This is a genomic window from Sporomusa intestinalis (genome assembly GCF_055383785.1).
This window is the reverse complement of record NZ_AP042390.1, coordinates 5,464,515-5,491,180: the sequence shown is the minus strand read 5'-3', so window position 1 is coordinate 5,491,180 and position 26,666 is coordinate 5,464,515. Positions and strand designations below refer to the sequence as shown.

Below are 26,666 nucleotides of genomic sequence, written 5' to 3'. Positions count from 1 at the left end.
GCAGGAGCTTGGCATACATTAGGACAAATCAGTACCTATTGTGTATTATAGGAGTAATAGCATGCAAAAACGGGATATCTTGATTGGCATGGTTGTTGTTATCCTATGGGGGCTTAATTTTATCGCCATAAAAATTGGTTTACAGGATATACCACCCTTGTTATTAGGGGCTGTGCGTTTTCTCCTGGCTTGTTTTCCCATTATTTTTTTCCTGCCCAGGCCGCCGGTCGACTGGCGGTGGTTGATTGCGCTGGGGCTGGCCATTAATGTGGGTCAGTTCTCTTTTTTATTCATCGGCATGAAGGTCGGTATGCCGGCAGGGCTGGCTTCGCTTGTTCTTCAGTCCCAGGCTTTTTTTACGCTGCTGGCGGGGGCTGTCTGGCTTGGCGAACGCTGGGGCTGGAACCACCTGGCCGGTCTTGCGCTGGCAGCTGGCGGCATGGTCACCATTGGTTGGCAACAGGGAGGGGAAATGACGGCTGCCGGCTTTGCCTGTACCTTGGCCGCCGCCGCTTGCTGGGGCGTTGGCAATGTCATTATGCGGCAGGCGACGCAGGGGATACCGCCTTCTTCCATGCTGGCTTTAGTCGTTTGGGCCGGGGCGGTGGCGATTTTACCATTGCTGTTACTATCCTGGATCATAGAGGGTTATGATGCCTGGCTGACTGCCTGCTTCGCCGTCAGTTGGGCCAGCTTTGGCGCAGTCGTTTATTTATCGCTGTTGGCCACTTTGGCCGGCTACGGGTTATGGGGCAAGCTGCTTTCCCGCTACCCGGCCGCCATGGTATCGCCCTTAGCCCTGCTGGTGCCCGTTGTGGGACTAAGCAGCGCTGCTTTTTTTCTGGGAGAAGCGGTTACTCTTGGGCAGGGTCTGGGGGCCTTGCTGGTTATGGCCGGCCTTATTGTCCATGTTTTCGGGGGACGCTGGCTGGCAAGCAATAAAAAAATTAGCGAATGCGGACAAGGAGACAAGATATGAGAATTGATGTTGCTTTTTTGCCTGCCGAAGTCCGGGGGCTTGATTTATCCCGGACTACCTGTATTGTAGTGGATGTTTTTCGGGCAACCACCAGTATTGTTACCGCTATGGCCAACGGGTGCAATTGTGTGATGCCGGTATTATCAGTTAATGATGCCCTGTTGCTGGCCCGGAAAAAGGCAGGTGCCCTGCTAGCCGGTGAGCGTCAGTCCATTAAAATAGAAGGGTTTGATTTGGGCAATTCCCCATTCGACTTTTCTGAGACCAGTGTGCGGGGAAAAGAGGTTATTATGACCACAACCAACGGGACAACGGCGATCAAGGCGACAGCAGGTGCCGTCAGGACTCTAATCGGCGCTTTTGTCAATGCCGGCGCGGTTTGCCGTGCAGCCAAACAATACGGACAGGATGTTTTGATTGTTTGCGCCGGGACAGACGGTCTTTTTTCGCTGGAGGATTCTCTTTGTGCGGGCTTGCTGACCGAGATACTGTACAGGGAAGCGCTGCCGCCGGCCGCCCTGTTGACAGATGCCGCCAGCGGGGCTTTACTGATGTACGGCCAGGCCAAAGCGTCTCTGGCCGCTAGCAGCGCCACCGGCAGAAACGGCAGCCGTTTGCAGGCTTTGGGACGCAAGGAGGATATTGACTACTGTTTGCAGGTCGACTTATTCACAATAGTTCCTGCATATAAAGACGGAAAAATAACATGAACGGGGATAGCTGACAGGAATGTAGCCGGCTGAAGACAGCAGGCCGGCAATAGCATTCCGATTGAGGGCTAAAAAATATTTTCCGACAGATGTATACTATGAATAAAAACCGGCAATACTAATCATGTACAAGGTGTCCTCCAAGTTATGAGGGTTGCGAAAACATTGAATTGAATAACGCGCATACGTAAGCACCATATACAAACCCCTGCCAAACGGCAGGGGTTACATTATTTAATATACCGATAACAAGATAATGAACATTTGCCGAAGAAAATAGGCTTGACTAACTTACAACCCAAATGATATTATTAGGTTGTAAGTTGAATATGGAGGTGTTCGGATGAAAATTGCATTAATTGGCTTAGGAACAACTGGAAGAATTGTTGCTGAATATTTATATAAAGAACAGGTGCTGTCACTGGTGTTATGCCGGGAAAACAGTCCTGATGCCGGTAAAGACTTAGGCGAACTGCTACATAGACCTTATATGGGGGTAGCGGTGGAATCGACCGCAGACCTTGCCGAAAAACTAAACAGGTATAAACCTGATGTCATAATCGATTTTTCGTCTCCTGCCTTTCTGCGCGAACATTTGTCAACCCTTGTCCGGTGCAAAGTCAATGTGGTAACCGCGGTCACCGGTTATACCCAGATGGATATGAAAAGAGTAAAGGTATTGGCCCGGAAAAGTGAGATCGGCGTGGTCATTGCCCCCAATATTACCCGGGGCGTCAATGTACTGTTGGTGATGGCCCAAATTGCGGCGGCTCTGCAAGCCGATTATGATTTTGAGGTTATTGATGAGAATCATAGAAATAAAAAAGACAGTCCATCGGGAACGGCCGAAAAAATTGTTGCCGCAATCAAACGGGGCCTGGAAAAAGTGGACGGCGAGATACCTGTTCACTCAATCCGGGCGGGTGATATTACCGGGCGTCACAAGGTGCTGGCGTGTGGGAAGTATGATCAAATTGAGATTACACATACGGCTTTTTCCCGAACAGCGTATGCCGAAGGGGCCTATAAAGCAGCTCAGTTCATCTATGGCCGTAAAGGCTTTTATGAAATGAAAGATGTCTATGGATTTGGAAAAACCAGTTACGCAGAAGAACGGTTGCATGGTGATGCTGCCGTTTCCCTGGCCGGGAGCTACGCCTAGCGGCAGGGAAGAGAAAATGAGCCTACCCTTGCCAGGGCGGCTCATTTTTTACGTTGGACTGTTGACAAAATTGGTCGTTTTGGTCAGGATCTCATGATTGCCGACAACCACAATCCGGTCGTGCGGTTCGATTATGGCATCAGGACCAGGGGAAATGATAATATTGCCTGCCCGCCGGATGGCAACAATCGTAGCCCCCGTGTGCTGCCACAGTCTGATTTCGGCAATTTTGTGGCCGATGATATGGGAGGTTGCCGGTACTTCGACCTCAACCGGGTTATAGGGGGTAAGGTTACGCAGTTTATCCGAATAATTAATAATATCAGTGAGCAGGTTTTCCAGGCGGGTGTCAAGCTCGCGCTTTTGCTGCAACAGCTGCTCTACATCATGATGCAGCGAATCGACAGAGGCAGTGCTTTTGTAGTGTTCGACAAAGCTGTAGGCGTTCTCAGCCGATAATACGGTTACTTCTTTTCCCTGGGAAACACTGACAACATTTTTAACCTTCAGGAGGGCGATTGCTTTCCGAACCGTTTCTGGCGAAACATTATAATGGCTGGCCAGTAAGGATCTGCCTGAGATCTTTTCATGTACACTATATTCCCCATTAACAATGCGCTGGGCCAGGTCTACGGCAATAGACCGGTACATGGCCATCGGTGATTTCATTAGGAACTTTCCTCCATTGTCATTTTCCTGGTATTATTATAACTGTTATCATAGCAGTCAACAAGATGGCGTTGTGAAGCCGGACAATTTTACGCCCACAAAGGTAAACCGATCCTTTACAGTTTATTTTACAATGCTGTAAGTCGCATGCTTTGTTTAGTATTTATTTTAAAGGAACAGAATTTTTTTTCGTCGAAAGCAGTACAAAAAGAAACCAAAGAGGTTACTATGAAAATACTAATCGATGCCGACGCTTGCCCCAGGCCAGTTCTGCAGATCTGTAACCGGGCAGGGCAGAAATACGGTATTCCCGTGTGGACAGTAGCCAGTTTTAATCATAACATTGTATCTGACTATCATGTTACAGTGGGCGGTGGGTCCCAGGAGGCGGATATAAAAATAATCAATCTGACAGAAGCAGGCGATATCATTGTCACCCAGGATTGGGGGCTGGCAGCGATGGTGCTGGGTAAGTCTGCCTATTGCCTGAGCCCGGCCGGCAAGGTGTTTAGTAAGGCTAACATTGAATTTTTGCTGGAAGAGCGGGAAATGAAAGCGAAATTTCGCCGGGGCGGCGGCAGGACAAGCGGTCCCCGAAAAAGAACGCAACAGGATGACCAACGCTTTGCCGCTGCTATCGAACAGTTGCTTATAGCCGGAAGGCCGGGGTAATGAGAATGGTTTATAGATTAGTGTTGACTTGCGTGCCGTCAGGCTGCTATAATTTATTATAAGTTAATAAATGGGCGATGGAGTTCGCCATTAAATCCGTGCTAAGCGGTGATGACTCCTACCAGTATAACTGGTAGGAGTCTGTTTTATTCTATGGCTGGCGGGCAGAAAGAAGGTCGGATTTAAAGGACACAATAACTGTAGGTGAAAGCAGGGATGGCTGTATGGCCGCTAAGAACGGTAAGTTTTAGCAAATTTTTTAATTCGGGGGATGAATGAAATGCTGTTTACTATGTTGGTTGTGGCGCTTGGCGGTGGCATCGGCACCGTGCTAAGATACTTGGTTTCTTGTTGGGCAGTGGAGCGGTTTGGACCGGGTTTCCCCTATGGGACCTTGTTGGTCAATATAGCAGGCTGTTTGGTTATTGGTGCTTTTATGGTACTGGTGACGGAACAGCTTATTGCCAGTCCCGAGTGGCGCTTGTTTGTAACTACCGGTTTTTTGGGTGGATTGACAACATTCTCCTCATTTAGTTATGAGACAATGAAATTACTGCACGACGGGAACACGGTGCTGGCGGCGTATAATGTTTTAGCTAATTGTGGTATTGGCTTTTTTGCAACCTGGGCAGGAATGCAGGCTGCAAGATATCTCCTGTTGAGTAGCCTGTAATTCTGAAAGCTGGATTATACAGGGTTCTGCAAAGAATGAAGGCTGATCCACAATATACCGGTGTGTAAAGAGTTGACTTTTTTTCCGAGACCGGGATATAATATCTAAGTGGCATTTGGATAGTCCCTGTGGCGGTGAGAAAATATGGATGATACCTATTATATGGGGCTGGCATTAGCAGAAGCCAGGAAGGCCTACGATCTGGGCGAGGTGCCGATTGGGGCCGTGCTGGTTGTCGACCGGCAGGTTGTGGCTAGCGCTCACAATATGCGCGAGATTTGGCATGATGCTACGGCCCATGCGGAAGTCATCGCCATCAGAGAAGCCTGTAAGGCCTTAAACCGCTGGCGATTGACGGGAGCTACTCTTTATGTTACTATAGAACCGTGTCCGATGTGTGCGGGTGCTATTGTTATGAGCCGTATTGACAGATTGGTTTATGGCAGCCCCGACTATAAGGCCGGAGCCGTGGAATCTCTTTTTAACGTTGTACAGAATCCGGCCCTTAATCATCGTCTGGAGGTAACTGCCGGTGTTCGCACCGATGAGTGTTCTGCTTTGATGAAAGCCTTTTTCCGCCAAAGGCGTAAATAAAATAACGGAGAGGTGTCCGAGTGGTCGATGGTGCTTGACTCGAAATCAAGTGTCCTGTCAAAGGGACCGTGGGTTCGAATCCCACCCTCTCCGCCATAGTTACTGGCTTAATGGCTTCCACGAAATCTCGTGGAAGCCATTTTGTAATAGCGAAGAATAGAACTAGCATGAACTGCCACGCTTGGTCCAGCGTAGTGAATGTATACTGCCGGAGGCTAGGATGTTAAAAAAGTTTCCGCCGGGTGTAATAATTTCGAGCGAAATGTGGTATAATAACTACATAGTTTAAATAAAAAGTTAACGATAAATAATTATCGCGGGGTGGAGCAGTTGGTAGCTCGTCGGGCTCATAACCCGAAGGTCACAGGTTCAAGTCCTGTCCCCGCAACCAAAAAAATCTTGCCGTATCCTTAAGGATACGGTTTTTGATTTTTTAGCCATCTTTCGACTACACTATACCCCAGTCTTGAAACGGGTGGTCCGGGGAACCGCCGCAAGCGCAGGAATTAGCATGACCTGATAAAGTGTGCTTATCGTATAATTGCCCCTGAATTTGGCATTATAGATTTAGGCAAATAAGGGGGAATAATATGGCGGAGTTGATAGAGATCCGGGCAATGATTGAACAGCTGCGGGCAAAAATGAATGAAATAGCGCTGGGGAAGACACTTACTGATCCGGAGGTAGTCAGGGCAAGTCAACTGCTTGATGTATTATTGATAGAATATCAGAAGATGTTAAATGAAAAAATTGACAAGAGCAAGTAAAGGGTAAGCTGAATTGGAATAAAAGGAAGACCAAGAACTGTTATAATTTACTGGGCTAGAGGGCGCCGTTCAGTAGATACGAATAAATGATACTTGAAAAACAGCCAGAAAAGAAACCAGTCTGCCAGGTACGAGAAGCCGATGTTCCACCATTTATGATACGTAATGTGTCCAAGCCAGGCATGAATCATTTCAAAGATAATAGCAGCCAAGGTCCATTTAAAGAAATACCAGAATAACGTTTTAAAAGAATGGTCGTTTGGCAACCATTGCGTAAAGAGATAAAGGGTTACTATATATACCCCGAACCCATTAACCAACAATGCGATTAAGGGATGCCCGGAATAAGACCAAAGATTATAATAAACCATAATTGCTTCGACTACTAGTGAAAGCCAGGAGGCAAATATACATACGGAAAGGTATATATGCCACCGGCCTTTTTTGGCAAAGAGCAGCCACATTGTCCATGAAAAAACAAATTGGCCTATCCAAAATGCGAGAATCAAAAGTAGCCCCCCTTTTTTAGATCCTATAGCAATATATATTCCATAGATATATTACTAATGAACGAAGCAGTTGTATTTAACGTTTCAGGCAATTGACTTATTTAGCATTCACAGCAGCACTAACAGCTAATTAATGCCGGAGCAATACCCGCCTTTGCATTGATTGCAAGGTTTTTAGTCTACTGAATTTCTAAATAAACTCTGTGGGTATAAGAACAACTAACCAAAAGGACTTGGCCCAAGCCAAGTCCTTTTGGTATCCTCACAGGCCGTTATGACTTTATAAAGGCACAAGCAAAGAATGCGTGATGTGTCTTTACTAAAATCAATTTGCGGGAACCGGTTGCTAGCTGTTAGTAAGATAAAAATAGCAATTAAGGGATGTTATGGAAAAAGTTATTGACAGGAATTTTAATGTCTGTAATAATATATACAATATATGATAATCATTATCAATATCAATATAAATTAAGAATACAGGAATTACCGTTCTACAAGGTGAAGGTGGGAATGCGATTGACTATTAAAACGCGGCTGCTTGTGATTTCGCTGTTTTTTGGGTTGTTGCCTATTGTCGTTATGATTGTGGCCGGTAACCAAGCCGGATTAAATACAAATCGCGAATTTCAAAATACAATGGCGATAGCCTTGATGGTGACTGTGCTTGTTGGGCTAATGATGCCGGGACTTATCCGGTATTGGTTTTTTTCCAATCAAATACAAAAAATGAAGGAGTTTTGCCAACAGGTAAAAACAGGCCGTTATGATGTGCTGCTCAGTGTTCCGGCAGAGCGCAACACAGAAGACAATGAGAATGAGCTTGTTGATTTAATGCGGGACATGAATTGGATGGTTCACCGCATTAAGGTGAATGAGTCTGAGCTAAAACAGGCTGTTAGTGATCTTGAACAATCGCAGACTGAGATCCAATTGCAGAAAAAGGAGTTAGAAGAGGTAAATGCGGCGCAACTGGTAGTGCAGCATGAATTGCGGGGACGGACACTGGCCTTAACAGAGGCAGTGGCAAAAGTACGTAATTTATTGGATAATGCGGGCCAGGGTTTTCTTTCTTTTGATGAAGATTTAAAAGTTGCCGGTGAGTATAGTGCCGAGTGTGTGGTGATTTTTAACCAGGAGATACAGGCAGCATCAGTTCCGGCGTTATTGTATCCCGAGGATAAAGGGCAGCAGGTTTTTTTAGAGGCATTATTTAAGAAGATCTTTCAGGAAGAGAATGTATTTCTGCGGGATAATTATTTTTCTCTGCTGCCGGAAGAACTGCAATTTGCCGACAGCTATATACAGATAAATTATAAACTGATTAATCACCCTGTTGATCCGGAGCGTAAGGAAATATTGTTGGTTTTAACAGATATTACTCAGCACCGGGAAATGGAGAAAAAGATCCAGGAAGAGAAAAATGTTTTGTCTATGGTAGTACGGGCTGTAACACACTACCAGGAATTTAACAAAGCCATAAAAGAATATGAGCTGTTCTGCCGGCAGGAACTGCCGGAACTTTTGGCTGGACAAGAACAGGCAGTCCAAAAAATAAATACGATTTTTCGGGCTGTACATACCTGGAAGGGGACTTTGGGCCAGTTGGGGATGTGCCGTGTGGCCGCAGGCCTGCACGAATTGGAGTCGAATTTGGCCCAATTGCGGGATAAGACGGCCAACGGTATTGAACAGCAGGATCTGACGGCCTGTTTCAATATTTACCCGCCTGCGGTATTGTATGGTTGGCTGGAGCAAGAACTGACACAACTTAAGCGGATTTTAGGAGATCAGTTTTTCTTGCAGGATGAGACGATTGTGATAGAGAACAGCAAATTGCGTCAATTAGAGGATAAGGTTCAGCGGCTGCTGGCACCTGGCCAAGCCCGAATCTTTATTGCCGAGTTGCAGCGCTTGCGCTACAAACCGTTTGCGGATTTGCTGGCCATGTTTCCTGAATACATTGCCAATGTCGCCTTAAATCAGGGAAAAGAGGTTAATCCGCTCGTGATAACAGGGGCAAAAACCCTGGTAGATCCAATGAAATATCATGATTTTGCTAAAACACTTGTCCATGTTTTCCGCAATGCCGTGGCCCACGGCCTGGAGACGCCGGAGGAACGGCTGGCGGCAGGTAAAGAGATTGCCGGTTATATTGGCTGCGATTTGCAGGAGGATGGTGCGAACCTGGTCGTGACAATTGCTGATGATGGCAGAGGTATTGATGATAGCACCATTAGACAGCTTGCGGTTGCTAAAGGGATATGCACTGAAGAGGCGGCCTGCAGTTTAACAGAGGCTGAGGTTGTGCAACTCATTTTCGGCGATGGGTTTTCCAGTGTGGCGGCTGCCAGTGAATTATCCGGCCGGGGTGTGGGCTTGTCTGCTGTCAAATATGAGGCTGAAAAGCTTGGCGGAACGATTGAAGTGTTAACAGCGGTAGGAAAAGGGACTCGATTCCTCTTTACCCTGCCGCTGGCAGCTGACGAACAGCAAGACAGCTTTGACATTTCCCGTTTTGGCGGACAGGTTATTCATCAGGCAAAAGCTCTCCTCAATGGCGAATTTGGTATTCCGGTACTGGCAGTCAACCAGGAAGAAGTAAATACCGGGATAGTCAGCATGCGTGATATTTCAACCTTTATTGATGTTAAGGGGACCTTGACCGGTCGGCTAATGGTCAGTGCTGATGAAGAATTGGTCAAGCGGCTGGCCGGCTATTACTTACAAGATCTGGCTCCGGCTGGTTATGACGATACCTGGTTAGAAAGTGCCTTTTCCGAATTTTTTAATACTACCGTCGGCAATTCACTGTTGCAACTGCCGGACTGGCAACAAGCGGTAGATATTGGTGCGCCGGTTACCATTTGGGCAGAAGGTGCTACCGCTAAATATAGAAACGCAGTTATTTATTCCTGGAAGTTAATAACTGCCGTGGGAGAAATGCAGCTAAGCTTAATCTCGTTTATGAGGAAAGGTGGCGATGAGAATGGCGCGTGTGTTAGTTGTTGACGATGCCTTAATGATGCGGAAAACCATTGGAACGTTTTTAATCAGAGCCGGTCATGTGGTGGTAGAGGAAGCGGCAAATGGCGAACAGGCCGTTGCTGCGTACAAAAAGCATCTTCCAGACCTGGTAACGATGGATATTACTATGCCTGGCGTGGATGGAATTGATGCGTTGTCGCAAATTACTGCCTTTGACCCGGGTGCCAGGGTTGTTATGGTAAGTGCCCTGGGCCAGAAACATAAGGTGTTTGACGCATTGCAACACGGGGCCAAGGGATATATCCTGAAGCCGTTTACAGAGGACAAACTGCTGTCGATTATTGATGAGCTGCTTGGCGCAACCGCCGGTGGATTAAGTTCTCTGGTGTCTGAGCCGGTAGTTATGAATGCCAATGAAAAACCTTTAACTGCTAAAATGGCGTTTGCTGTAGATCATGATAGCGACAATGTCCGCATCACTACTTTGCGTGAGTTTGCTCCCGTTGACTTTGACGATTTGACGAAAGCAATCGAAGGAATACTGCTGCATCGACCCCCAAACATAGTTTTTGATTTTGCCTGTGGAAATGCCCTGCATAGTAAAAGCGCACCTGTCTACAGAAAAATCTTAGAGATGGTTATTGCTTCTGGCCTCATAGTAAAAATAGTTTGCTATGCGCAAGATTATACTTCGTACTTCCGCAATATTCCCGGTTTGCAGGCTGCTGAATTCGAACTTGTAAAAAAGCAGGGCGTACTTTAGTGTTTTACGTAACTATATTATAATGATGATAATGATTATTAGTGTCATTATAAAGCTCACCTGTCGGATAACGGACCTGTCCAACGCCGAAAAATTGCGTAGTTATTTTATGTGTCTTACGATACCGGCAGGGTATGGATAATGTGTCGCCATATCTTTCTATCATTACTAATTATGGAAAGGAGGTGTAAGAGGTGCGTAAAACATTCATTGCAATCACACTGATGATGTTTATTATCAGTATGTTATCTATGACCGCGTTCGCCGCTGGGGAGCACAAAACCTGGAACGAAGTTGTAGACGCGATGGAAGCTATTGTAAACGAGTCATACGACATCTATCGGACAGGAGATATAAAAGCGGCCAAGGACAAGGTGGATGTCGCGTATTTTGGTTACTATGAAAAGCTGGGCTTTGAAAAAACCGTGATGGCATATATTTCGGGCAATCGCGCGGCCACAGTGGAATATCAGTTCAGTTATGTGAAGAAGGCTATGACCGCCGGCAGTCCGAACGATGAAGTTAAAGCTTCACTGGACAAGCTTGTCGGACTGCTGCGGGAGGATGCAAACCAGCTTGACGGCAAAGAAGAAAGCGCGCTGGGTGTGTTCCTCGGTTCCCTTCTGATCATAACCAGGGAAGGCTTTGAAGCCATTATCATTGTTGGCGCGATTATCGCCTACTTGGTAAAAAGCGGCAACGCGGACAAAACCCGTGCGGTCTATTGGGGGTCTTTCATCGCGCTGGGCGCAAGTGTTGTCATGGCGGTTATCCTGAATAACCTGGCGGCGGCAAGCGGGGCGAATCAGGAGATTATCGAGGGTGTGACCATGTTGATTGCCGTCGTCGTGTTGTTCTATGTGAGCAACTGGATGTTGTCCAAGGCTGAGGCTGCACAATGGACGCAGTATATAGAAGGCAAGGTCGAGAGTTCCATAACAAGGGGTAGTGTGTTTTCCCTTGCGTTTGCGGCATTCCTTGCGGTTTTCCGTGAAGGCGCGGAAACAATCCTGTTCTATCAGGCGCTCCTGGCGGGTACCCAGACCTATTTCAACATGATTTGGATCGGTCTTGCCGTGGGTTGCGTGATATTGGTGATTATCTATCTCATGATCCGTTTCCTGAGTATCAAGCTGCCGCTGAAGCCGTTTTTCCTCGGTACCAGCATCTTGCTGTTTATCATGTCTATTTCCTTTATCGGCACTGGTATCAAGGAGTTGCAGGAAGGCAACCTCGTCGGGGTCACGCCTGTAGCGGGGATTTCCTCGGTTGATATTTTAGGAATTTACCCCACTATGGAAACGCTGATCCCCCAAGCTGCGCTGCTGGCGCTGACAATCGCCACTTTTGTGGTCCAGATCAGAAAATGGCGGCAGGCACGCGCTTTGAATGTAGCCCCTCCCGGCGATTAATAGAGCTGCAGCAGCCGGAGCATAAACCTGAATAAGCAGGTATGTTAGTAACTGAGGCTCAAAAAACCAAAAAACCTTAGGAGGTATAACCCAATGAAAATGAGAAGAATGTCATTTATTATCCTTGTACTGGTTATGGCCCTGTCGCTTATTCTTACCGCCTGCTCGCAGAGCGGTACACCGAATACAACGACAGGCAGCGCGCCTAAAGCTGACGAGAAAGCCGGTGCGGCGGCTCCCGGTGATGTGGCCGGCTTCGAGGAATTCCCAATTGGCGACGATATCGAGCTTGGCCCCCTGAATGTGGCGGGCGTTTATTTCCAGCCGGTCGATATGGAGCCTGCTGGCGGCAGCCTCGCCGCAGCTGATGCTGATATGCACATGGAGGCGGATATCTCCGCCCTGCAAAATGATCTGGGCTATGGCATCGGTGATTTTGTCCCGTATTTGACCGTTAAGTATGAGATTATCAGTGAGGATGGCAAGAAAACGGAAGGGTCCTTCATGCCTATGGCTGCAAGCGACGGCCCGCACTACGGCGCAAACATCAAAATGGGCCCGGCCGGCACTTATACGGTACGCTTTATCATCGAAAATCCTGAGGCGCAGGGCTATCTGCTGCATGTTGACAAGGAAACCGGCGTTACAGGAAAGTTCTGGAAGGAACCGCTTGTAGCAGAATGGAAATTCGATTGGGTCCCCAGGGTTTGGTAATTTTACGCCTTAAATAAGTTATTTATTTTGTATAAACCGCGCCATAACTGGCTCGCGTGCAGGCGCGAGCTGTCATGGCGCGGTTTGGTACGCTTACGGGAGGTGGCGACACCGTGCTGAAATATCTCATACAGGTTGTGCAGAACCTTCTCACCACCGGCATTCTTTTGGCGATGCTGTTTGCGCTTGCACATCTCGTCGACAGGCAGAAACAAAAAAAATGGCTGTTTTGGGGTTTTGCGGCAGGCCTTGTAGCCGCGCTTATATTGGCGATTCTTAAATCTACAACCGTTCTGATCAATCGGGAATACTTCAACATCGGTTTTTTGTCTGTCGCAGTACTTGCGGAAATTTTTTTCTATGCGCTCGCTTGGGGCGCTCTGCAGAAAAGAGCGCCTGGGTTGCATGAAAAGATAGGGAATGTTACCTATGCCGTTTTAGCGGCCTTCCTGTTACTCTATGCTCTGCCCGACATATTCTTGTATCCCACAGAGTTTGTATTGCCGGGAGAAAGCGTACTAAGTACGGATTTTCTTTTTAAGATGATTGGATATCTGGCGGGACTGCTTATTGTTGGGCTTTCCGCGCTGGCCCTGTATAAAGCCGGGACAGGGCTGTCTTTTACGCTGGTGCGGATACTGACGACAGCGGGACTTGCGATCAATATGGTCAATCAGCTCGCCGCCATTCTGCAGCCGCTGCTGGCCAGGCGTATTATTCCCATGAAAAAATGGCTTTTTGAAATGTTAAAGCCTATCATCAATCACAACGATTGGTTTTTATACGCGCTTATACTACTCACGCTCGTATTTCCGCTGGTTCTCTGGGTTAAAAGCCTGCGTCATAAGGCAACGTATCGAAATCCCGCCGAGCACCGTAAAATTCGGGCAATGGCGCGAAGACAGAGGCGTTGGTGCGCTGTTGTTCTGACAGGATATATTCTTTCGATTGTAAGCCTGACGGTTATAAAAGCATATGATCAGCGGGAGATCGTCCTTTCCCCGGCTGAACCAATGCATGTTACCGGCAGTGAGATTGTGATCCCGCTTGATAATGTCAATGACGGTCATCTGCACCGTTATGCATATACGGCCGCGGACGGCGCCGAAGTCCGGTTTATCGTTATCAAAAAAAATGCAGTGGCCTATGGCGTCGGGCTTGACGCCTGTGATATCTGCGGGCCCACCGGTTATTATGAGCGCGATGACGAGGTAGTCTGCAAGCTCTGCGATGTGGTCATGAATAGGTCCACAATCGGGTTTAAGGGTGGATGCAACCCTGTACCGCTTGGCTATACCATCACTGGCGGCAATATGGTAATTCAGATACAGGATTTAGAAAATGAAAAGAAAAGGTTTTTATAGGGGGTGAGCATATGTTCTGGAGAATGGTAAAAGGCGCGCTCTTTCGGCAAAAGGGAAAAATGCTGATGATCGCTTTTACAATCGCTTTGGGAGCCTCTCTTGCCACCGCCATGCTGAATGTGATGCTGGATGTCGGCGATAAAGTGAATCAGGAGTTAAAGACATACGGCGCGAATATAAACGTAATGCCTAAGGGGGCCTCCCTGCTCGACGATCTTTATGGTATTGAGGAAGGCTCCGGCGTATCGGATCAATATTTGCAAGAGTCGGAGCTGGGCAATATAAAAACGATTTTCTGGGCTTTCAACATCGTGGATTTTACGCCCTATCTTAATACAAAAGTGCAACTAAATTCCCGGAAAAATGAAGTGAACCTTGTGGGAACATGGTTCAGCCGCCATTTGGATCTTCCCACAGGAGAATCCCTGGATACCGGAATGATCAAAATGAAAAGCTGGTGGGATGTATCCGGCGAGTGGCTGACTGATCAGGATGAAAATTCCGTCATGGTAGGTAGCCTTGTGGCGGGCAGGAACAATATTCAGGTCGGAGATACCATCATTATTGACGTCAGGGGACAGACAAGGGAATTGACAGTCAAGGGCATTTTCGACGCGGGCAGTGACGAAGACGAACAAATGTATGTTCCTTTGCAGGTCGCGCAAGAACTCACCAACCGGCCGGGGCTTGTCAGCCGCGTAGAGGTCAGCGCCTTGACAACGCCCGACAATGAGCTGGCCCGCAGGGCGGCACAAAATATTAAGAGCCTTTCCATTAAGGAATATGAAATATGGTATTGCACTGCTTACGTCAGCTCGATCTGCTATCAGATTGAAGAAGTGATCACTAATTCCGTCGCCAAGCCCCTTCGTCAGGTGGCTGAATCGGAGGGGGCCATCCTGGAGAAAACTCAGCTTTTGATGCTGCTCATTACTATTTTGAGCCTCGTTGGCTCGGCGCTGGGTATCTCCAATCTTGTTACGGCAAGCGTCATGGAGCGCAGCCGCGAGATTGGTTTATTAAAAGCGATTGGCGCCCACGACGGACCCATTTCCTGGCTTGTTTTAACGGAGATACTTATAACGGCCGTTGTTGGCGGTATAGCGGGATATTTCGTCGGACTCGGCTTTGCCCAAATTATCGGGCATTCAGTGTTCGGTACAGCCATTGACATCAAGCCTATGGTCATTCCGATTGTCGCCGTTTTGGTATTTCTTGTAACCCTGGCGGGAAGTATCCCGTCCATTCGTTTTCTGTTGAAGCTGCGTCCGGCGGAAGTCTTACATGGCAGGTGATTAAAATGAAAAAGCAAACGATGTATGTAAAAATGATAACAAGCTCGCTGATCCGCCGTCGTTCCAGAATGTTTGTTGCATTGCTGGCGGTGGCAATCGGCGCCACCATTCTCTCCGGCCTTGTAACCATTTATTACGATATTCCCCGGCAGATGGGTCAGGAATTCCGTTCCTATGGCGCGAACCTGATCCTGGTTCCCGCCAGTGAAGCTGCGGTTTTAAGCCCTGATGCGATTGAAAGGGCCAAGGCTTTTATTCCCAAGGATGATATCGTGGGAATCGCGCCTTACCGGTATGAGACAGTTAAAATCAATGAACAGCCGTTTATGGCGGCTGGTACGGACATCAATGAAGCGAAAAAAACCAGCCCGTATTGGTTTGTCTCAGGCCGGTGGCCCGAAATCGGGAAAGAGGTACTTATTGGTCAGGAAGTAGCAAATCTCATCCGCCTTTCCCCTGGCAGCAACGTTACTGTCACCGGTACGGACAGTAACGGACAGAGCTTCAGTCGTGATTTTGTTGTCTCCGGTATCGTGCAGACCGGAGGCACGGAGGAAGCCTTCATCTTTATGTCGCTGCCGGATTTTGAGGGCATGATGGGCAACCGCGGCGGGATAGATGTCGTCGAATGCAGCATTTCCGCCTCGCAGGCAACACTGGACAGTATCGTCAGGCAGATCAGCGAAAACACCGGGGATGTCACCCCCCGTCTTGTTAAGCGGGTGACGGAGTCGGAAGGGACTGTCCTAACTAAACTGCAGGCACTGGTCTATCTTGTTACGGTAGTCGTGCTGCTGCTCACCATGATCTGTGTCGCAACCACGATGATGGCGGTCGTCACGGAACGGCGCAAGGAAATCGGCCTGAAAAAAGCGCTGGGGGCTGCCAATAAAAGCATCGTGCTGGAATTCCTGGGAGAAGGCTTACTGTTAGGGGCTTTGGGCGGTTTGCTGGGGGTTGTGTTTGGCTTTATGTTTGCTCAGACGGTCAGCATGAATGTTTTCAACCGTTCCATATCCTTTCAACCACTTTTGATACCGGCGACCTTGGTTATATCAATTGCGATTACCGGACTGGCGTGCCTAATACCTGTCAGGAGTGCGACAGATGTTGATCCAGCCATCGTTTTACGCGGTGAATAAAGGAGGAATGACAGAATGAATTTATTAGAGCTAAAAGATATTTCCAAAATCTATGGCAACGTTAAGGCTCTGCAAAATATTGACCTCACTGTTAAGCAAGGCGAATGGCTGGCAATTATGGGACCGTCCGGATCCGGGAAAACCACGCTGATGAATATTATCGGCTGCATGGATAAGCCTTCCAACGGCTCCGTTATCCTGGACGGCACAAATATTTCCAAGGAAAATGCGAACAGCCTTACCAACATCCGGCGGGACAAGATCGGACTGATTTTTCAGCAGTTCCATCTTATCAATTATCTTACTGCACTGGAAAACGTGATGGTCGCTCAATACTACCACAGTATGCCGGATGAAAAGGAGGCATTGCAGGCGCTGGCGCGCGTTGGCCTGGGAGACAGGGCCAAGCATCTGCCCAGTCAGCTTTCAGGCGGCGAGCAGCAAAGGGTCTGCATTGCCCGGGCCCTGATTAACTACCCGATGCTTATCCTGGCCGACGAACCCACGGGCAATCTGGATGAAACGAATGAGAAGATCGTGCTGGATATTTTCAAGCAGCTTCACAAGGACGGCAGTACCATCATCGTTGTTACCCATGACCCCGAGGTGGCCGAGGAAGCCCAGCGAACTGTCGTGCTGGAGCATGGGCGGATTGCGAGAATCATCCAAAATGAACAGGAATGAGAGGGGTTCTCAATGAAAAGAAAGGTTATCTCCATTAGCTTTACTTTGCTGCTTGTTTTGCTGCTGCTCACCGGCTGTAAGGACAGCTCCCGCGATGTTACCTATAAGGACGGCACTTACACCGGAAAAAGCAGCGAAGACGACCGGGGCGCTTACGGAGCGGTAACGATCACCATCAAAGACAGCGCGATTACAGCCTGCGAGTTTATTATCTGGCAAAAGGACGGAACCGTCAAAGATGAAAACTACGGAAAAGTGAACGGTGAAATCTCCAACCAGGAGTATTATGACAAGGCACAGCTTGCCGTAAAAGCCATGAAGCAGTATGCACAGCAGCTTGTAGAAACCCAGGTGGTTGAGGCGGTTGATGCCATATCCGGCGCTACCATTTCCTACAACCAGTTTCATGAAGCCGTGGGCAGTGCCCTGGACGCAGCGAAAGAATAGGCCGCTAAACGGCCTTGCGGGAATCGCATAACAAAACAATAGCCGTATGATCTGCTGATACGCTTTTTTTGGTGGCTGCGAAGCGGTTTTTGTAACCTCCGCTAAACATAGCGTTTGTATGCTGGCGTGCAAGGATAGTTGAATGCAACAGAAAAAGCATTAGGTTATGAATAGTAGAAAATAAAAATTATACGAGGAGGTTTAATATGAAAAACCGGTTTTTATCCGGTATTGTGGTTGCTGTGTTGGGGCTGCTGACCGCGCTTGTGCCAGTTTACATTTTTCCCCCTTGTACCAAGGTCATTGAAACCGCAGCGGGCGGTACGATGCCGATGAAATGCTTTTGGTCCGGGCAGGCTGAAATCGGCATCGGTTTGCTGATTCTGTGCGGTGGTATATTGATGATTATTTTCCAATCACCGCTCACGCGGATTGGCGTAAGCTGCATGACCGCTTTGGCCGGCGTTTTAGCCTTTTTGGTCCCCGCTCTGCTCATCGGCGGATGCGCAATGCCTACTATGGCTTGCAGGATGACAACCTTCCCCGCGTTGTATGTTTTAAGCACCTTAACGGTGGCTGTTTGTGCCGCCAATGCCTTTTATCTCTGGCGGCGTAATAAAAAGCAGCATGACCATTTGTGTTGCGGACACCATCTATCTTCGGCAGCGAATAAAACACAGGTGAAAACAGATGGACAATAAGCCGTTAACCACCGTTAATATTGCTTTGCATAATCTGAAGCGCAAACCGTTTCGGACAACCGGCCTGATTCTTCTTGTAGCTTTGTTTGCCTTTACGCTTTTCGGCGGGACAGTGCTCTCAAAAAGCCTGGAAAACGGTATGAATAACCTGTCAAAAAGAATGGGTGCGGACATTCTCGCGATTCCCTATGGCTATGAAGCGGATATCCAGAGCGCCCTTTTACGGGGAGAACCGAGCACTTTTTATTTTGCTGCCAGCACGACGGAAAAAGTAGCCGGTGTTGAAGGGGTAGAGGCGGTTTCTCCGCAACTCTATATCGCAACGCTGAGTGCTTCCTGCTGTGCCTATCCTATTCAACTCATTGGCTTTGAGTCCGAAACGGATTTTGTCATTGGGCCGTGGATGTCAAGGACGCTTAGTTCTCCACTTACAGATGGAGAAATCGTGATTGGCAGCAGTCTGCAGGCGGAGGTTGGACAAAAGCTCAAATTCTTCAATCAGACTTTTTTGATCGTTGCCCGCCTGGAAAAAACGGGTATGGGGTTTGATACTTCCGTATTTATGAACCTTTCGACAGCGAAACAGCTGGCCCGGGCCTCCGAGCGCCTCCGGGCGCATCCGGTGGCCGAGAATGCTGACCTGATTTCCTCTGTCATGGTTAAGAGCAAGAGCGGCTATGACGTAAAAGACACTGCAAACAACATCCTTCAGGCTTATGCCAAGGAAGGCGTGCATGTGGTGGTTGCAAAAAACATGATCAGCGATATCTCCGGCAGCCTGGTGGGACTTACAACCTACATTTACTTACTGGCAGGCATTTTATGGGTCTTGGCTGTCAGCGTACTCATTATTGTATTCTCTGTCACCTTAAACGGACGAAAACGGGAGTTCAGCATATACAGGGTCCTGGGGGCGCCAAAGAGTAAGCTGGTAAAGCTGATCCTCTGCGAATCCTCGCTAATCAGCCTTTCCGGGGCAGTGGTTGGAATTATAACCGCGGCTCTCATCGTTTTCCCGTTCAGCACATATATCGCCTCACTGTTGGGCTTGCCCTATTTACAGCCCTCATACGGGACTTTATCCCTAGTAGCGGTTACGAGTTTCCTGATATCTTTTGCCGCAGGTCCCCTTGCCTCCGCTTATGCTGCAATCAAAATCGGGCGCAGCGAAATCTATACCGCCATAAGGGAGGGTGAATGATGCTGTTAGAAATCAAAAGCCTAAGCAAGGAATATATGCGCAGGGATAAAATGTTCCACGCTGTAAATAATGTGGATTTAGCCATTCACCGTGGTGATTTTGTTAGTATTATCGGCCGCTCAGGCAGCGGCAAGAGCACCCTGCTCAATATGGTTGCCGGACTTTTGCTACCCACTTCAGGCTGTATCAGGCTGGAAGGGACGGATATTTACACCTTAGAAGATGATAAAATCTCGGCACTGCGTAATGCGCGGCTGGGATACATACCGCAAGGGGCCGGAGCACTTTCCAGCCTGACCGTTTTTGATAACGTCAGATTGCCTTATTTTCTTGCTAAGCGCCAAGGGAATGCAACTGGCAGGGCGGCGTTTCTTCTCGACGAGGTGGGCATAGCTGCTCTTGCCGATATGCTGCCATCTCAGCTCTCCGGCGGAGAATTGCGTCGTGTTCTGATTGCAAGGGCGCTGATGAATGAGCCGGATATTCTGATTGCTGATGAGCCCACAGCGGATTTGGATCTGGAAACGACAAAAGAAATTATGGAGCTTTTTGCCCGGCTCAACAAAAACGGTACGACGATTCTAATCGTTACACATGAACTGGATACCTTGCAATTTGGGAATAGGGTGCTGACCATGGCGGCGGGGCAGTTAACGGAGAGTGACGGTGTTATTATAGCCGGAGGATAAGGAGCAGCAGGTTCGCACTTCCGCAATATCTCCGGTTTGCAGGCTGCCGAATTCGAACTTGTAAAAAAAAGGGGGCGCACTATAGTTTTCTAGACAGATTTGTGTTATTATGGTGATAATGATTATTAGTGTCATGATATAATTTATCGGCAGATAACGCCAGAGCTGATGATAATGTAAAAGTAATGGGGAGGAATCAGATGTGGTAAAATTGTTAAGTGAATTATCGCCTGGAGAGCGGGGGACAGTTGCAAAGATTCATGGTAATGGACCTGTCCAACGCCGCATTATTGACATGGGGGTAGTGCCTGGCTCAAAAGTAGAGGTGCAAAAATACGCTCCCCTTGGCGACCCGATGGAAGTCAAGGTCATGGGGTTTAACCTTTCCTTACGCAAGGTCGAGGCCAAAAATATCGAAATCCAACTAAGTGAGTAAGGAGTGACGATTTATGCCGATCCATAATGCTGTACCAAGTCAGTTGATGGTCGTAGCTGCATTGGGCGGCCCGCGGGAAGTACGCTCGCGCCTTACTGATCTTGGCTTTACACCGGGAACGCCGGTTTGTGTGCTGAGCCGTACCAATGAATCCGTCATTGTTAAGGTTCGCGGCAGTCGGATTATGCTAAACAATTCCCTGGCTTGCAACATTACTGTAAAATAGGGAGCAGGAAGAAGGAGGATTTTTACGTTGGAAAATACCAAATTGAGCATTGCGCTGGCTGGTAACCCCAATTCAGGCAAAACAACGATATTTAACAGTGTTACCGGCGCCAGACAGCATGTGGGCAACTATCCCGGGGTAACTGTTGAAAAACGTGAAGGGTACCGTAAGTTTAAAAATCATGAACTGTTAGTGGTTGATTTGCCAGGTACATACAGCCTGACTGCTCATTCGCTGGATGAACTGGTGGCCCGTAATTTTATTGTGCAGGATAAACCTGATGTCATTGTTGACATCCTGGATGCCGGCAATCTGGAGCGTAATTTATATCTGGCCGTGCAATTGCTGGAGTTGGAACGGCCAATGGTAGTTGCCCTCAATATGGTCGATGTTGCCGAAAGCATAGGCACAAAAATTGACGATAAAGTATTATCCCAAAAATTAGGGGTGCCGGTAGTCCGGACAATTGGCAACCGCAACACCGGCTTGGATGATCTTTTGGCTGCTGCTGTACAAGTAGCGGGCGATAAGGCCCAAAAATCGTTTGTTATTGATTATGGTGCTGATGTCGAAACCAAAATCACTGAAATCAGTAATTTGCTGATCGACGTAAAACATGAATTGCGGTACCCGCAGCGCTGGCTGGCCCTGAAGCTGCTGGAAAACGATAAAGAGGTCGTTAATGCAGTTAAGGCGTTAGCGGAAGGTGCCCGTGTTCTAACTGCTGTTGACGCAGCCCGGAAAAGCCTGCAAGAGTCTTCCGGCATGGATCCGGAACTGGCCATTGCCAATCTCAGATATCAGTTTGTTGGCACGCTGAGTCAGCAGGTCATTACTTCCAAACGTGACGGCGCCTTAAGTGCATCTGATAAGATCGATAGAGTGTTAACAAATCGTACGCTTGGGTTACCCCTATTCCTTGGACTCATGTGGCTATTATTTAATTTTGTGTTTACTGCAGGCGCCTATCCGCAGGATTGGATTGAACAGGGTATGGGGGCTTTAGGTGAGTGGGTTGGCCAAACAATGCCTGACGGTGATCTGAAATCGCTGGTGGTTGACGGCATCATCGGTGGTGTCGGCGGAGTTATCGTATTTTTGCCTAATATTATTATACTATTTTTGGGAATTGCCGTGCTTGAAGATACCGGTTATATGGCCAGGGCAGCCTTTATCATGGATAGGGTTATGCATGCAGTAGGTTTGCATGGCAAGTCCTTTATCCCGTTGCTGCTCGGCTTCGGCTGTAGCGTGCCGGCAATCATGGGTACGCGAACTCTCGAAAACCCGCGGGACCGTATGGTCACAATCTTAGTAACACCGCTTATGAGCTGTAGTGCGAGACTGCCTGTGTATACGCTGCTGATCGCTGCTTTCTTCCATGAAAGTGTTGCCGGTACAGTGCTGTTTTCCATCTATGTATTAGGTATATTTCTGGCCATTGTTATGGCCCGTATTTTCCGGAGTGTACTCTTTACCGGCGAACCGGAGCCTTTTGTTATGGAGTTGCCCCCTTACCGTATACCGACGATACAGTCCATTCTGCTGCATATGTGGGAACGGAGCGTACTCTATCTGAAAAAAGCCGGTACGATAATCCTGGCTGTTTCGATCCTGGTTTGGTTTATGGTTAACTATCCGAGTGAGGTTGATTTCAGCAAAGACTATGAGGCACTGGCTGCACAGGCTGAAACCAGCTTTAGTCAGCAGGTCGACGAGGAGATTGTCAAGCCTTTAAATATCGGGGCAATTGAAGAGAATAAAGAGCTGGAAGCATTAATTGCCGATATGACAGCAATAGATGAAGAGTTTGCCGCAGCAAGTGAAGAACTTGAGGAGGAAGGTGCGGAACTAGCAGCGTTGACAGCTGAGAAAGATGCCAAAGTCAAAGAGCTGGAAGTGGCTAACCCTGAATTATATCCTCTGGCTGCCCGCTACTTAGAGCTTAAAGGCGAAACGGATGAGCAGCTCGCCGCCTATGAAAGCGAGCAGGCTCATGAAAAGCTGGAACAAAGCTATGCCGGGCGGATGGGTAAATTCATCGAGCCGGCAATTCAACCGCTAGGGTTTGACTGGAAGGCGGGTATTGGTTTAGTAGCCTCCTTTGCGGCCAAAGAGGTTTTAGTCAGCACAATGGGAACAATTTATAATCTCGGTACAGATGACGAGGGTTCGGTTGCCCTGCAGCAGGCACTGGCCGACGATCCCACCTTTACCCCGTTAATCGCTTATTCGCTGATGGTGTTTGTGCTTATTTATTCGCCTTGCCTGGCAGCGTTAGCTGTTATCAAACGCGAATCGAATTCCTGGAGATGGCCGGCTTTTGCCTGCGTTTATACGACGGCGCTGGCGTGGATAATGTCCTTCCTCGTATATCAGATTGGCACCTTACTGGGGTATTAACAGAAAAGGAGTGAATAAGATGGATACGATAGCTATATCTGTTATTGGTTTGATTGCGGCTGGCTATATAGCTAGATTAGTTTGGCGTGAAGTACAAGGTAAATCGCAATGCCATTGCTCTAGTGGCTGCGGATCCAGCTGCCACAAGGAAGAAAAGTAAACTTTATAACTTGTCAAGAGCCCCTGGCCGCTGCGGTCAGGGGCTCTTTTGGCGCAGGCAAAACCTAGAAGCATAATTTGGTAAATATATTGACACCAATTGGTATCAATAGTATGATAATTATAAGAATTAATTGATAATCATATTCAATTCTGAGATAAAAGGAGCTGATGTGATGAATTTATGCCATGGGAGAATAAATTTAGGCTTGGTAGTGTCGCTGCTGGGGAGTATTCTCACCCTGCCGCTCAACAAGCGAGTGCATTTGTGGCTGGGATTAGGCTTTGTCCTGCTGGCGACTATTCATACATGGCAGCATCGCAGGCAGTTTACTCATTATTTGCACAAGGAGAGACATGAGATGGACCTAGCTTCCCTGGTCGTCAATTCATCCACTAAAGTTAAATTTTTTTTACAACAGACGCAAGTCCTGCACTATATGCCCGGTCGTGTCCGCCTGTTCTCGCAGCACCTGCTGAATAATCAGGCGGTAGCCCGGCAGGTGAGCGATTATCTGGCGACAATACCGGAAATTAAGGATTACACTGTTAATACGGCTACTGGTTCACTGCTTATCCATTATTCACCCGAAGCTATTTCCCAAAACCCCCTGCTGCGCGATGTTGAGAAGCTAGTAGCTAAACAATATGGAAGGTGATACGAAATGAGTTATCTTACCGGATTAGCCTTAGGGATTTCTGCCGGACGTCAGCTAAATCAACTGCTGCGTAGCGACGGCTTTTCTCTGGTGCATGCTTTGCCTGGCAGGCGGCGGTATCAGCATGAGGATTTGCTCCATAACCAGGAGCTGGCGTTGGATTGGCAGCGTCATTTAGGGGGGATAAAAGGGATTTCCCAGGTTAAGATAAGCCCGGAAACCGGCAGCTTGCTCGTAGAATACACATTGCCGGAAGAGTACCTTGACCTGGTGATGGAATATCTAGAGCAATTGCACAGGTTGCCGGGGCCACGGGCCGATTATGGCAGGCTTGGCATGGAGATTCAACGTTTTTTCCGGCGAATGAACCGTACGATATTTCAGAATACCGCAACTGTCCTGGATTTGCGGACAATTATGGCGTTATTGATGCTAGTGCGCGGAGGGGCCAAAATGTGGAATTTGGGCCAGCGTCCATCAGGGCCGCAGATGATATGGTGGGCCTATTCTCTGCTGAAAGGACGTCGCTGATGGGATACCGATATATTACTCTGCCTGTAAATAAGGCTTTATCTGCACAACAAAAAGCGCTTTTGGAGATCCGTATAAGGAAAAATCTGGCTGTTGGCAGTGCCTTTGTTGATGACACCGGCAGGCTGACTATATATTATACCGGGCAGTTGGCTATGCCGGCTATAGTGGCGGAGATTCACAATGCAGGTCGTCCGGATCGTCCGGTCCAGGCTGTTGCCGTTAAGCAGTATAAGGGAGAGGAAAACTCTCTGTTCCTTGAATACCGCCGGGATGCAATACTGGCAGGCGCCGGTCTGGTGGGGCTGCAATTGCTGCGTATGGCTATGCCGGCAGCATTTACTGCTGTTTATTGGGGCCGTAGTGCTTTTGTCCTGTTTGTAGCCCGGAAATTTATTGCCAGTGGGGTGCGCAGTTTGCTGATTGAGCGGCAGCCTAATGCTGACACGCTGACGACAACTGCCGTCATGGCCTCGATTTTAGGTGGAAAACCCGAATCAAGCCTGACGCTCCTGGCTCTTTCTAATTTTGCCGAGATGCTGACTACTTATACTGCGGAGCGGGCCCGTAAGCATATTTCCACTTTGCTGCGGCTTGACCAGCAATATATTTGGAAAATAGAGGATGACGGCCATGAAGTCCGTGTGGCAGTGGAAAGCCTCAAGCCGGGAGACCGGGTTGGTGTGCACCTCGGAGAAAAAATATGTGTTGATGGCCGAGTGTTAGCGGGGGCCGCAGCTGTAGACCAATCCTCAATTACCGGTGAATACATACCCGCTGAAAAACAGGCTGGTGATTATGTTTATGCCGGCACTGTTCTGCAAAATGGTTTTTTGGAGATTGTGGTAGAAAAAATGGGGGATGATACGGCTTTAGCCCGTATCGTTCACATGGTAGAAGAGGCGCAGGCCCGGCGGGCACCGGTGCAAAATTTTGCTGACCGTATGGCTAACATGCTGGTACCGATATCCTTTATTGCCGCCGGTTTGGTTTATGGGGCAACCAAGGACTGGCAGCGGGTGCTGAATATGCTGTTTATTGATTTTTCCTGTGGGTTGAAACTTTCCACCGCTACCGCCATTTCGGCGGCGATCGGGCGGGCCGCCAGCCGGGGGGTACTGGTTAAGGGCGGCAATTATGTGGAGACTTTGGCGGGGATCGATACGGTCGTGATGGACAAGACCGGTACCATTACTGTTGGTAAGCCGCAAATTGTCGCGGTTAAAACGGCACCAGGCATTACCGAACAGGAACTGCTGCTTTTGGCCGCTTCCGCCGAATTACATTCAGCTCACCCCTTGGCTTGCGCTATCCTGGATCATGTGGCGGCATTAGGCTGGGAAATTCCGCCGCATAGCAGTACGGAAACTATTGTCGCCCGCGGTATTTTGGCTGAAGTTCCGGACTTTGAGGATATTCGCGGCGGGCGAATTTTGGTTGGCAGCTGGCGGTTTATGGAAGAGTACAAGCTGGACTGCCGGGGCTTTGGCGACGACCCCGGGGCGGAATGCGGCTATAATCTGGTCTATGTGGCGAGAGACGAAGCGTTATTAGGGTTGCTGGTTGTCAGTGACCCTATACGTCCTAATCTGAAAAAGACAATTAACCAGTTGCGGCGCCAGGGGGTTGATGAGGTTGTCATGATTACCGGTGATACGGAACCGGTGGCCAATCATGTTGCCGCCGCTCTGGATCTTGATGCTCATTATGCCGAGGTTTTGCCGGAGGATAAAGCAACGCTGGTAAACCGGATAAAACGGCGGTCTCAGGTCCTGATGGTGGGCGACGGCGTTAATGATGCGCCTGCTTTGGCTTTTGCCGATGTAGGTGTCGCTATGGGTGGACGGCGGACCGATATTGCCGTGGAATCAGCTGCTATTACTATTAATTCAGAGGACCCGCTGGTACTGTCGGAGGTAGTTGCCTTAGGCAAGCAGACAATGAAGATTGTCCAGCAGAACTTTACTGCAACCATTGCCGTCAATACGGCAGCAATGCTGCTGGGGGCGATTGGGCGAACCAATCCGATGGTCTCGGCTCTTATTCATAATGCTGCGACGATTGGCGTAGTGCTCAATAGTGCCCGGATTTTAGTGGCTCATAAGAAGCGGTGGTAGAGT

Annotated in this window: 27 protein-coding genes, 2 tRNA genes and 1 riboswitch; of the genes, 27 read left to right on the top strand and 2 right to left on the bottom strand. The window is 48.4% G+C overall.

From position 1 onward, the window contains the following. Window positions 1-61 precede the first annotated feature (61 nt). The 3 genes from ACZ481_RS25465 (at window position 62) to dapB (ending at window position 2,851) form a co-directional block, all read left to right on the top strand. Entirely contained in the window at window positions 62-979 is a 918-nt protein-coding gene (locus tag ACZ481_RS25465) for an EamA family transporter (protein ID WP_464768133.1), read from the top strand. After that, window positions 976-1,689, top strand: a complete 714-nt coding sequence (locus ACZ481_RS25460) for a 2-phosphosulfolactate phosphatase (protein ID WP_464768132.1) — start codon at window positions 976-978, stop codon at window positions 1,687-1,689. The genes ACZ481_RS25465 and ACZ481_RS25460 overlap by 4 nt, the downstream gene beginning before the upstream one ends. Before the next feature lie 343 nt (window positions 1,690-2,032). Further along, a complete protein-coding gene (gene dapB, locus ACZ481_RS25455) occupies window positions 2,033-2,851 on the top strand; it encodes a 4-hydroxy-tetrahydrodipicolinate reductase (protein ID WP_464768131.1) in 819 nt (272 codons plus the stop codon). Window positions 2,852-2,899: 48 nt separating this feature from the next. Here dapB and ACZ481_RS25450 read toward each other — a convergent pair whose 3' ends face one another. Beyond that, window positions 2,900-3,520, bottom strand: coding sequence for a GntR family transcriptional regulator (locus ACZ481_RS25450; protein ID WP_464768130.1), 621 nt, complete (start codon window positions 3,518-3,520; stop codon window positions 2,900-2,902). Window positions 3,521-3,748: 228 nt separating this feature from the next. Here ACZ481_RS25450 and ACZ481_RS25445 point away from each other — a divergent pair, with 228 nt between their 5' ends. The 6 genes from ACZ481_RS25445 (at window position 3,749) to ACZ481_RS25420 (ending at window position 6,226) form a co-directional block, all read left to right on the top strand. Continuing rightward, on the top strand, window positions 3,749-4,192 hold the full coding sequence (locus tag ACZ481_RS25445) for a YaiI/YqxD family protein (protein ID WP_464768129.1): 444 nt from the start codon (window positions 3,749-3,751) through the stop codon (window positions 4,190-4,192). A 64-nt stretch (window positions 4,193-4,256) separates the two neighbouring features. Next, window positions 4,257-4,320: riboswitch (Fluoride riboswitch) on the top strand. Window positions 4,321-4,463: 143 nt separating this feature from the next. Continuing rightward, window positions 4,464-4,865, top strand: coding sequence for a fluoride efflux transporter CrcB (gene crcB / locus ACZ481_RS25440; RefSeq protein WP_464768128.1), 402 nt, complete (start codon window positions 4,464-4,466; stop codon window positions 4,863-4,865). A 144-nt stretch (window positions 4,866-5,009) separates the two neighbouring features. Beyond that, entirely contained in the window at window positions 5,010-5,459 is a 450-nt protein-coding gene (tadA, locus tag ACZ481_RS25435) for a tRNA adenosine(34) deaminase TadA (protein ID WP_464768127.1), read from the top strand. Between the two features lie 6 nt (window positions 5,460-5,465). Continuing rightward, window positions 5,466-5,555 (top strand) — tRNA-Ser (locus tag ACZ481_RS25430). Between the two features lie 219 nt (window positions 5,556-5,774). Further along, window positions 5,775-5,850 (top strand) — tRNA-Met (locus ACZ481_RS25425). A 199-nt stretch (window positions 5,851-6,049) separates the two neighbouring features. Next, window positions 6,050-6,226, top strand: a complete 177-nt coding sequence (locus tag ACZ481_RS25420) for an aspartyl-phosphate phosphatase Spo0E family protein (protein WP_464768126.1) — start codon at window positions 6,050-6,052, stop codon at window positions 6,224-6,226. A gap of 47 nt (window positions 6,227-6,273) precedes the next feature. Here the strand turns inward: ACZ481_RS25420 and ACZ481_RS25415 are convergent, their stop codons facing one another. Next, a complete protein-coding gene (locus ACZ481_RS25415) occupies window positions 6,274-6,735 on the bottom strand; it encodes a CBO0543 family protein (RefSeq protein WP_464768125.1) in 462 nt (153 codons plus the stop codon). Between the two features lie 516 nt (window positions 6,736-7,251). Between ACZ481_RS25415 and ACZ481_RS25410 the strand changes: the two genes are divergently transcribed. The 18 genes from ACZ481_RS25410 (at window position 7,252) to ACZ481_RS25325 (ending at window position 26,663) form a co-directional block, all read left to right on the top strand. Continuing rightward, a complete protein-coding gene (locus tag ACZ481_RS25410; RefSeq protein WP_464768124.1) occupies window positions 7,252-9,744 on the top strand; it encodes an ATP-binding protein in 2,493 nt (830 codons plus the stop codon). Further along, on the top strand, window positions 9,716-10,483 hold the full coding sequence (locus ACZ481_RS25405; RefSeq protein ID WP_464768123.1) for a response regulator: 768 nt from the start codon (window positions 9,716-9,718) through the stop codon (window positions 10,481-10,483). The genes ACZ481_RS25410 and ACZ481_RS25405 overlap by 29 nt, the downstream gene beginning before the upstream one ends. A gap of 194 nt (window positions 10,484-10,677) precedes the next feature. Continuing rightward, window positions 10,678-11,895 (top strand): FTR1 family iron permease, encoded by a 1,218-nt coding sequence (locus tag ACZ481_RS25400; protein ID WP_464768122.1) that lies wholly within the window; start codon window positions 10,678-10,680, stop codon window positions 11,893-11,895. Between the two features lie 93 nt (window positions 11,896-11,988). Beyond that, window positions 11,989-12,609: an iron transporter gene (locus ACZ481_RS25395; protein ID WP_464768121.1), complete on the top strand. Its 621-nt coding sequence runs from the start codon at window positions 11,989-11,991 to the stop codon at window positions 12,607-12,609. 74 nt (window positions 12,610-12,683) lie between these two features. Continuing rightward, window positions 12,684-13,973: a Fe-S-containing protein gene (locus ACZ481_RS25390; protein WP_464768120.1), complete on the top strand. Its 1,290-nt coding sequence runs from the start codon at window positions 12,684-12,686 to the stop codon at window positions 13,971-13,973. A gap of 11 nt (window positions 13,974-13,984) precedes the next feature. Continuing rightward, window positions 13,985-15,268 (top strand): ABC transporter permease, encoded by a 1,284-nt coding sequence (locus tag ACZ481_RS25385; protein ID WP_464768119.1) that lies wholly within the window; start codon window positions 13,985-13,987, stop codon window positions 15,266-15,268. A 5-nt stretch (window positions 15,269-15,273) separates the two neighbouring features. Continuing rightward, window positions 15,274-16,410 (top strand): ABC transporter permease, encoded by a 1,137-nt coding sequence (locus ACZ481_RS25380; RefSeq protein WP_464768118.1) that lies wholly within the window; start codon window positions 15,274-15,276, stop codon window positions 16,408-16,410. Window positions 16,411-16,425: 15 nt separating this feature from the next. After that, window positions 16,426-17,094 (top strand): ABC transporter ATP-binding protein, encoded by a 669-nt coding sequence (locus ACZ481_RS25375; RefSeq protein WP_464768117.1) that lies wholly within the window; start codon window positions 16,426-16,428, stop codon window positions 17,092-17,094. Between the two features lie 12 nt (window positions 17,095-17,106). Beyond that, complete coding sequence (locus ACZ481_RS25370; protein ID WP_464768116.1) at window positions 17,107-17,541, top strand: FMN-binding protein; 435 nt, start codon at window positions 17,107-17,109, stop codon at window positions 17,539-17,541. A 206-nt stretch (window positions 17,542-17,747) separates the two neighbouring features. Next, complete coding sequence (locus tag ACZ481_RS25365; RefSeq protein WP_464768115.1) at window positions 17,748-18,242, top strand: DUF4418 family protein; 495 nt, start codon at window positions 17,748-17,750, stop codon at window positions 18,240-18,242. After that, the gene (locus ACZ481_RS25360; RefSeq protein ID WP_464768114.1) at window positions 18,232-19,443 is read left to right on the top strand and encodes an ABC transporter permease; all 1,212 of its coding nucleotides are present in this window, start codon (window positions 18,232-18,234) and stop codon (window positions 19,441-19,443) included. The genes ACZ481_RS25365 and ACZ481_RS25360 overlap by 11 nt, the downstream gene beginning before the upstream one ends. Next, on the top strand, window positions 19,440-20,132 hold the full coding sequence (locus ACZ481_RS25355; protein WP_464768113.1) for an ABC transporter ATP-binding protein: 693 nt from the start codon (window positions 19,440-19,442) through the stop codon (window positions 20,130-20,132). The genes ACZ481_RS25360 and ACZ481_RS25355 overlap by 4 nt, the downstream gene beginning before the upstream one ends. Before the next feature lie 202 nt (window positions 20,133-20,334). After that, window positions 20,335-20,568, top strand: coding sequence for a FeoA family protein (locus ACZ481_RS25350; protein WP_464768112.1), 234 nt, complete (start codon window positions 20,335-20,337; stop codon window positions 20,566-20,568). Between the two features lie 13 nt (window positions 20,569-20,581). Next, complete coding sequence (locus ACZ481_RS25345; protein ID WP_144352240.1) at window positions 20,582-20,794, top strand: FeoA family protein; 213 nt, start codon at window positions 20,582-20,584, stop codon at window positions 20,792-20,794. Between the two features lie 27 nt (window positions 20,795-20,821). Next, window positions 20,822-23,197 (top strand): ferrous iron transport protein B, encoded by a 2,376-nt coding sequence (feoB, locus tag ACZ481_RS25340; protein ID WP_464768111.1) that lies wholly within the window; start codon window positions 20,822-20,824, stop codon window positions 23,195-23,197. 335 nt (window positions 23,198-23,532) lie between these two features. Beyond that, window positions 23,533-24,015: an HMA2 domain-containing protein gene (locus tag ACZ481_RS25335; RefSeq protein WP_464768110.1), complete on the top strand. Its 483-nt coding sequence runs from the start codon at window positions 23,533-23,535 to the stop codon at window positions 24,013-24,015. 6 nt (window positions 24,016-24,021) lie between these two features. Next, complete coding sequence (locus ACZ481_RS25330; RefSeq protein WP_464768109.1) at window positions 24,022-24,546, top strand: HMA2 domain-containing protein; 525 nt, start codon at window positions 24,022-24,024, stop codon at window positions 24,544-24,546. Further along, on the top strand, window positions 24,546-26,663 hold the full coding sequence (locus tag ACZ481_RS25325) for a heavy metal translocating P-type ATPase (RefSeq protein WP_464768108.1): 2,118 nt from the start codon (window positions 24,546-24,548) through the stop codon (window positions 26,661-26,663). The genes ACZ481_RS25330 and ACZ481_RS25325 overlap by 1 nt, the downstream gene beginning before the upstream one ends. Window positions 26,664-26,666: the final 3 nt, after the last annotated feature.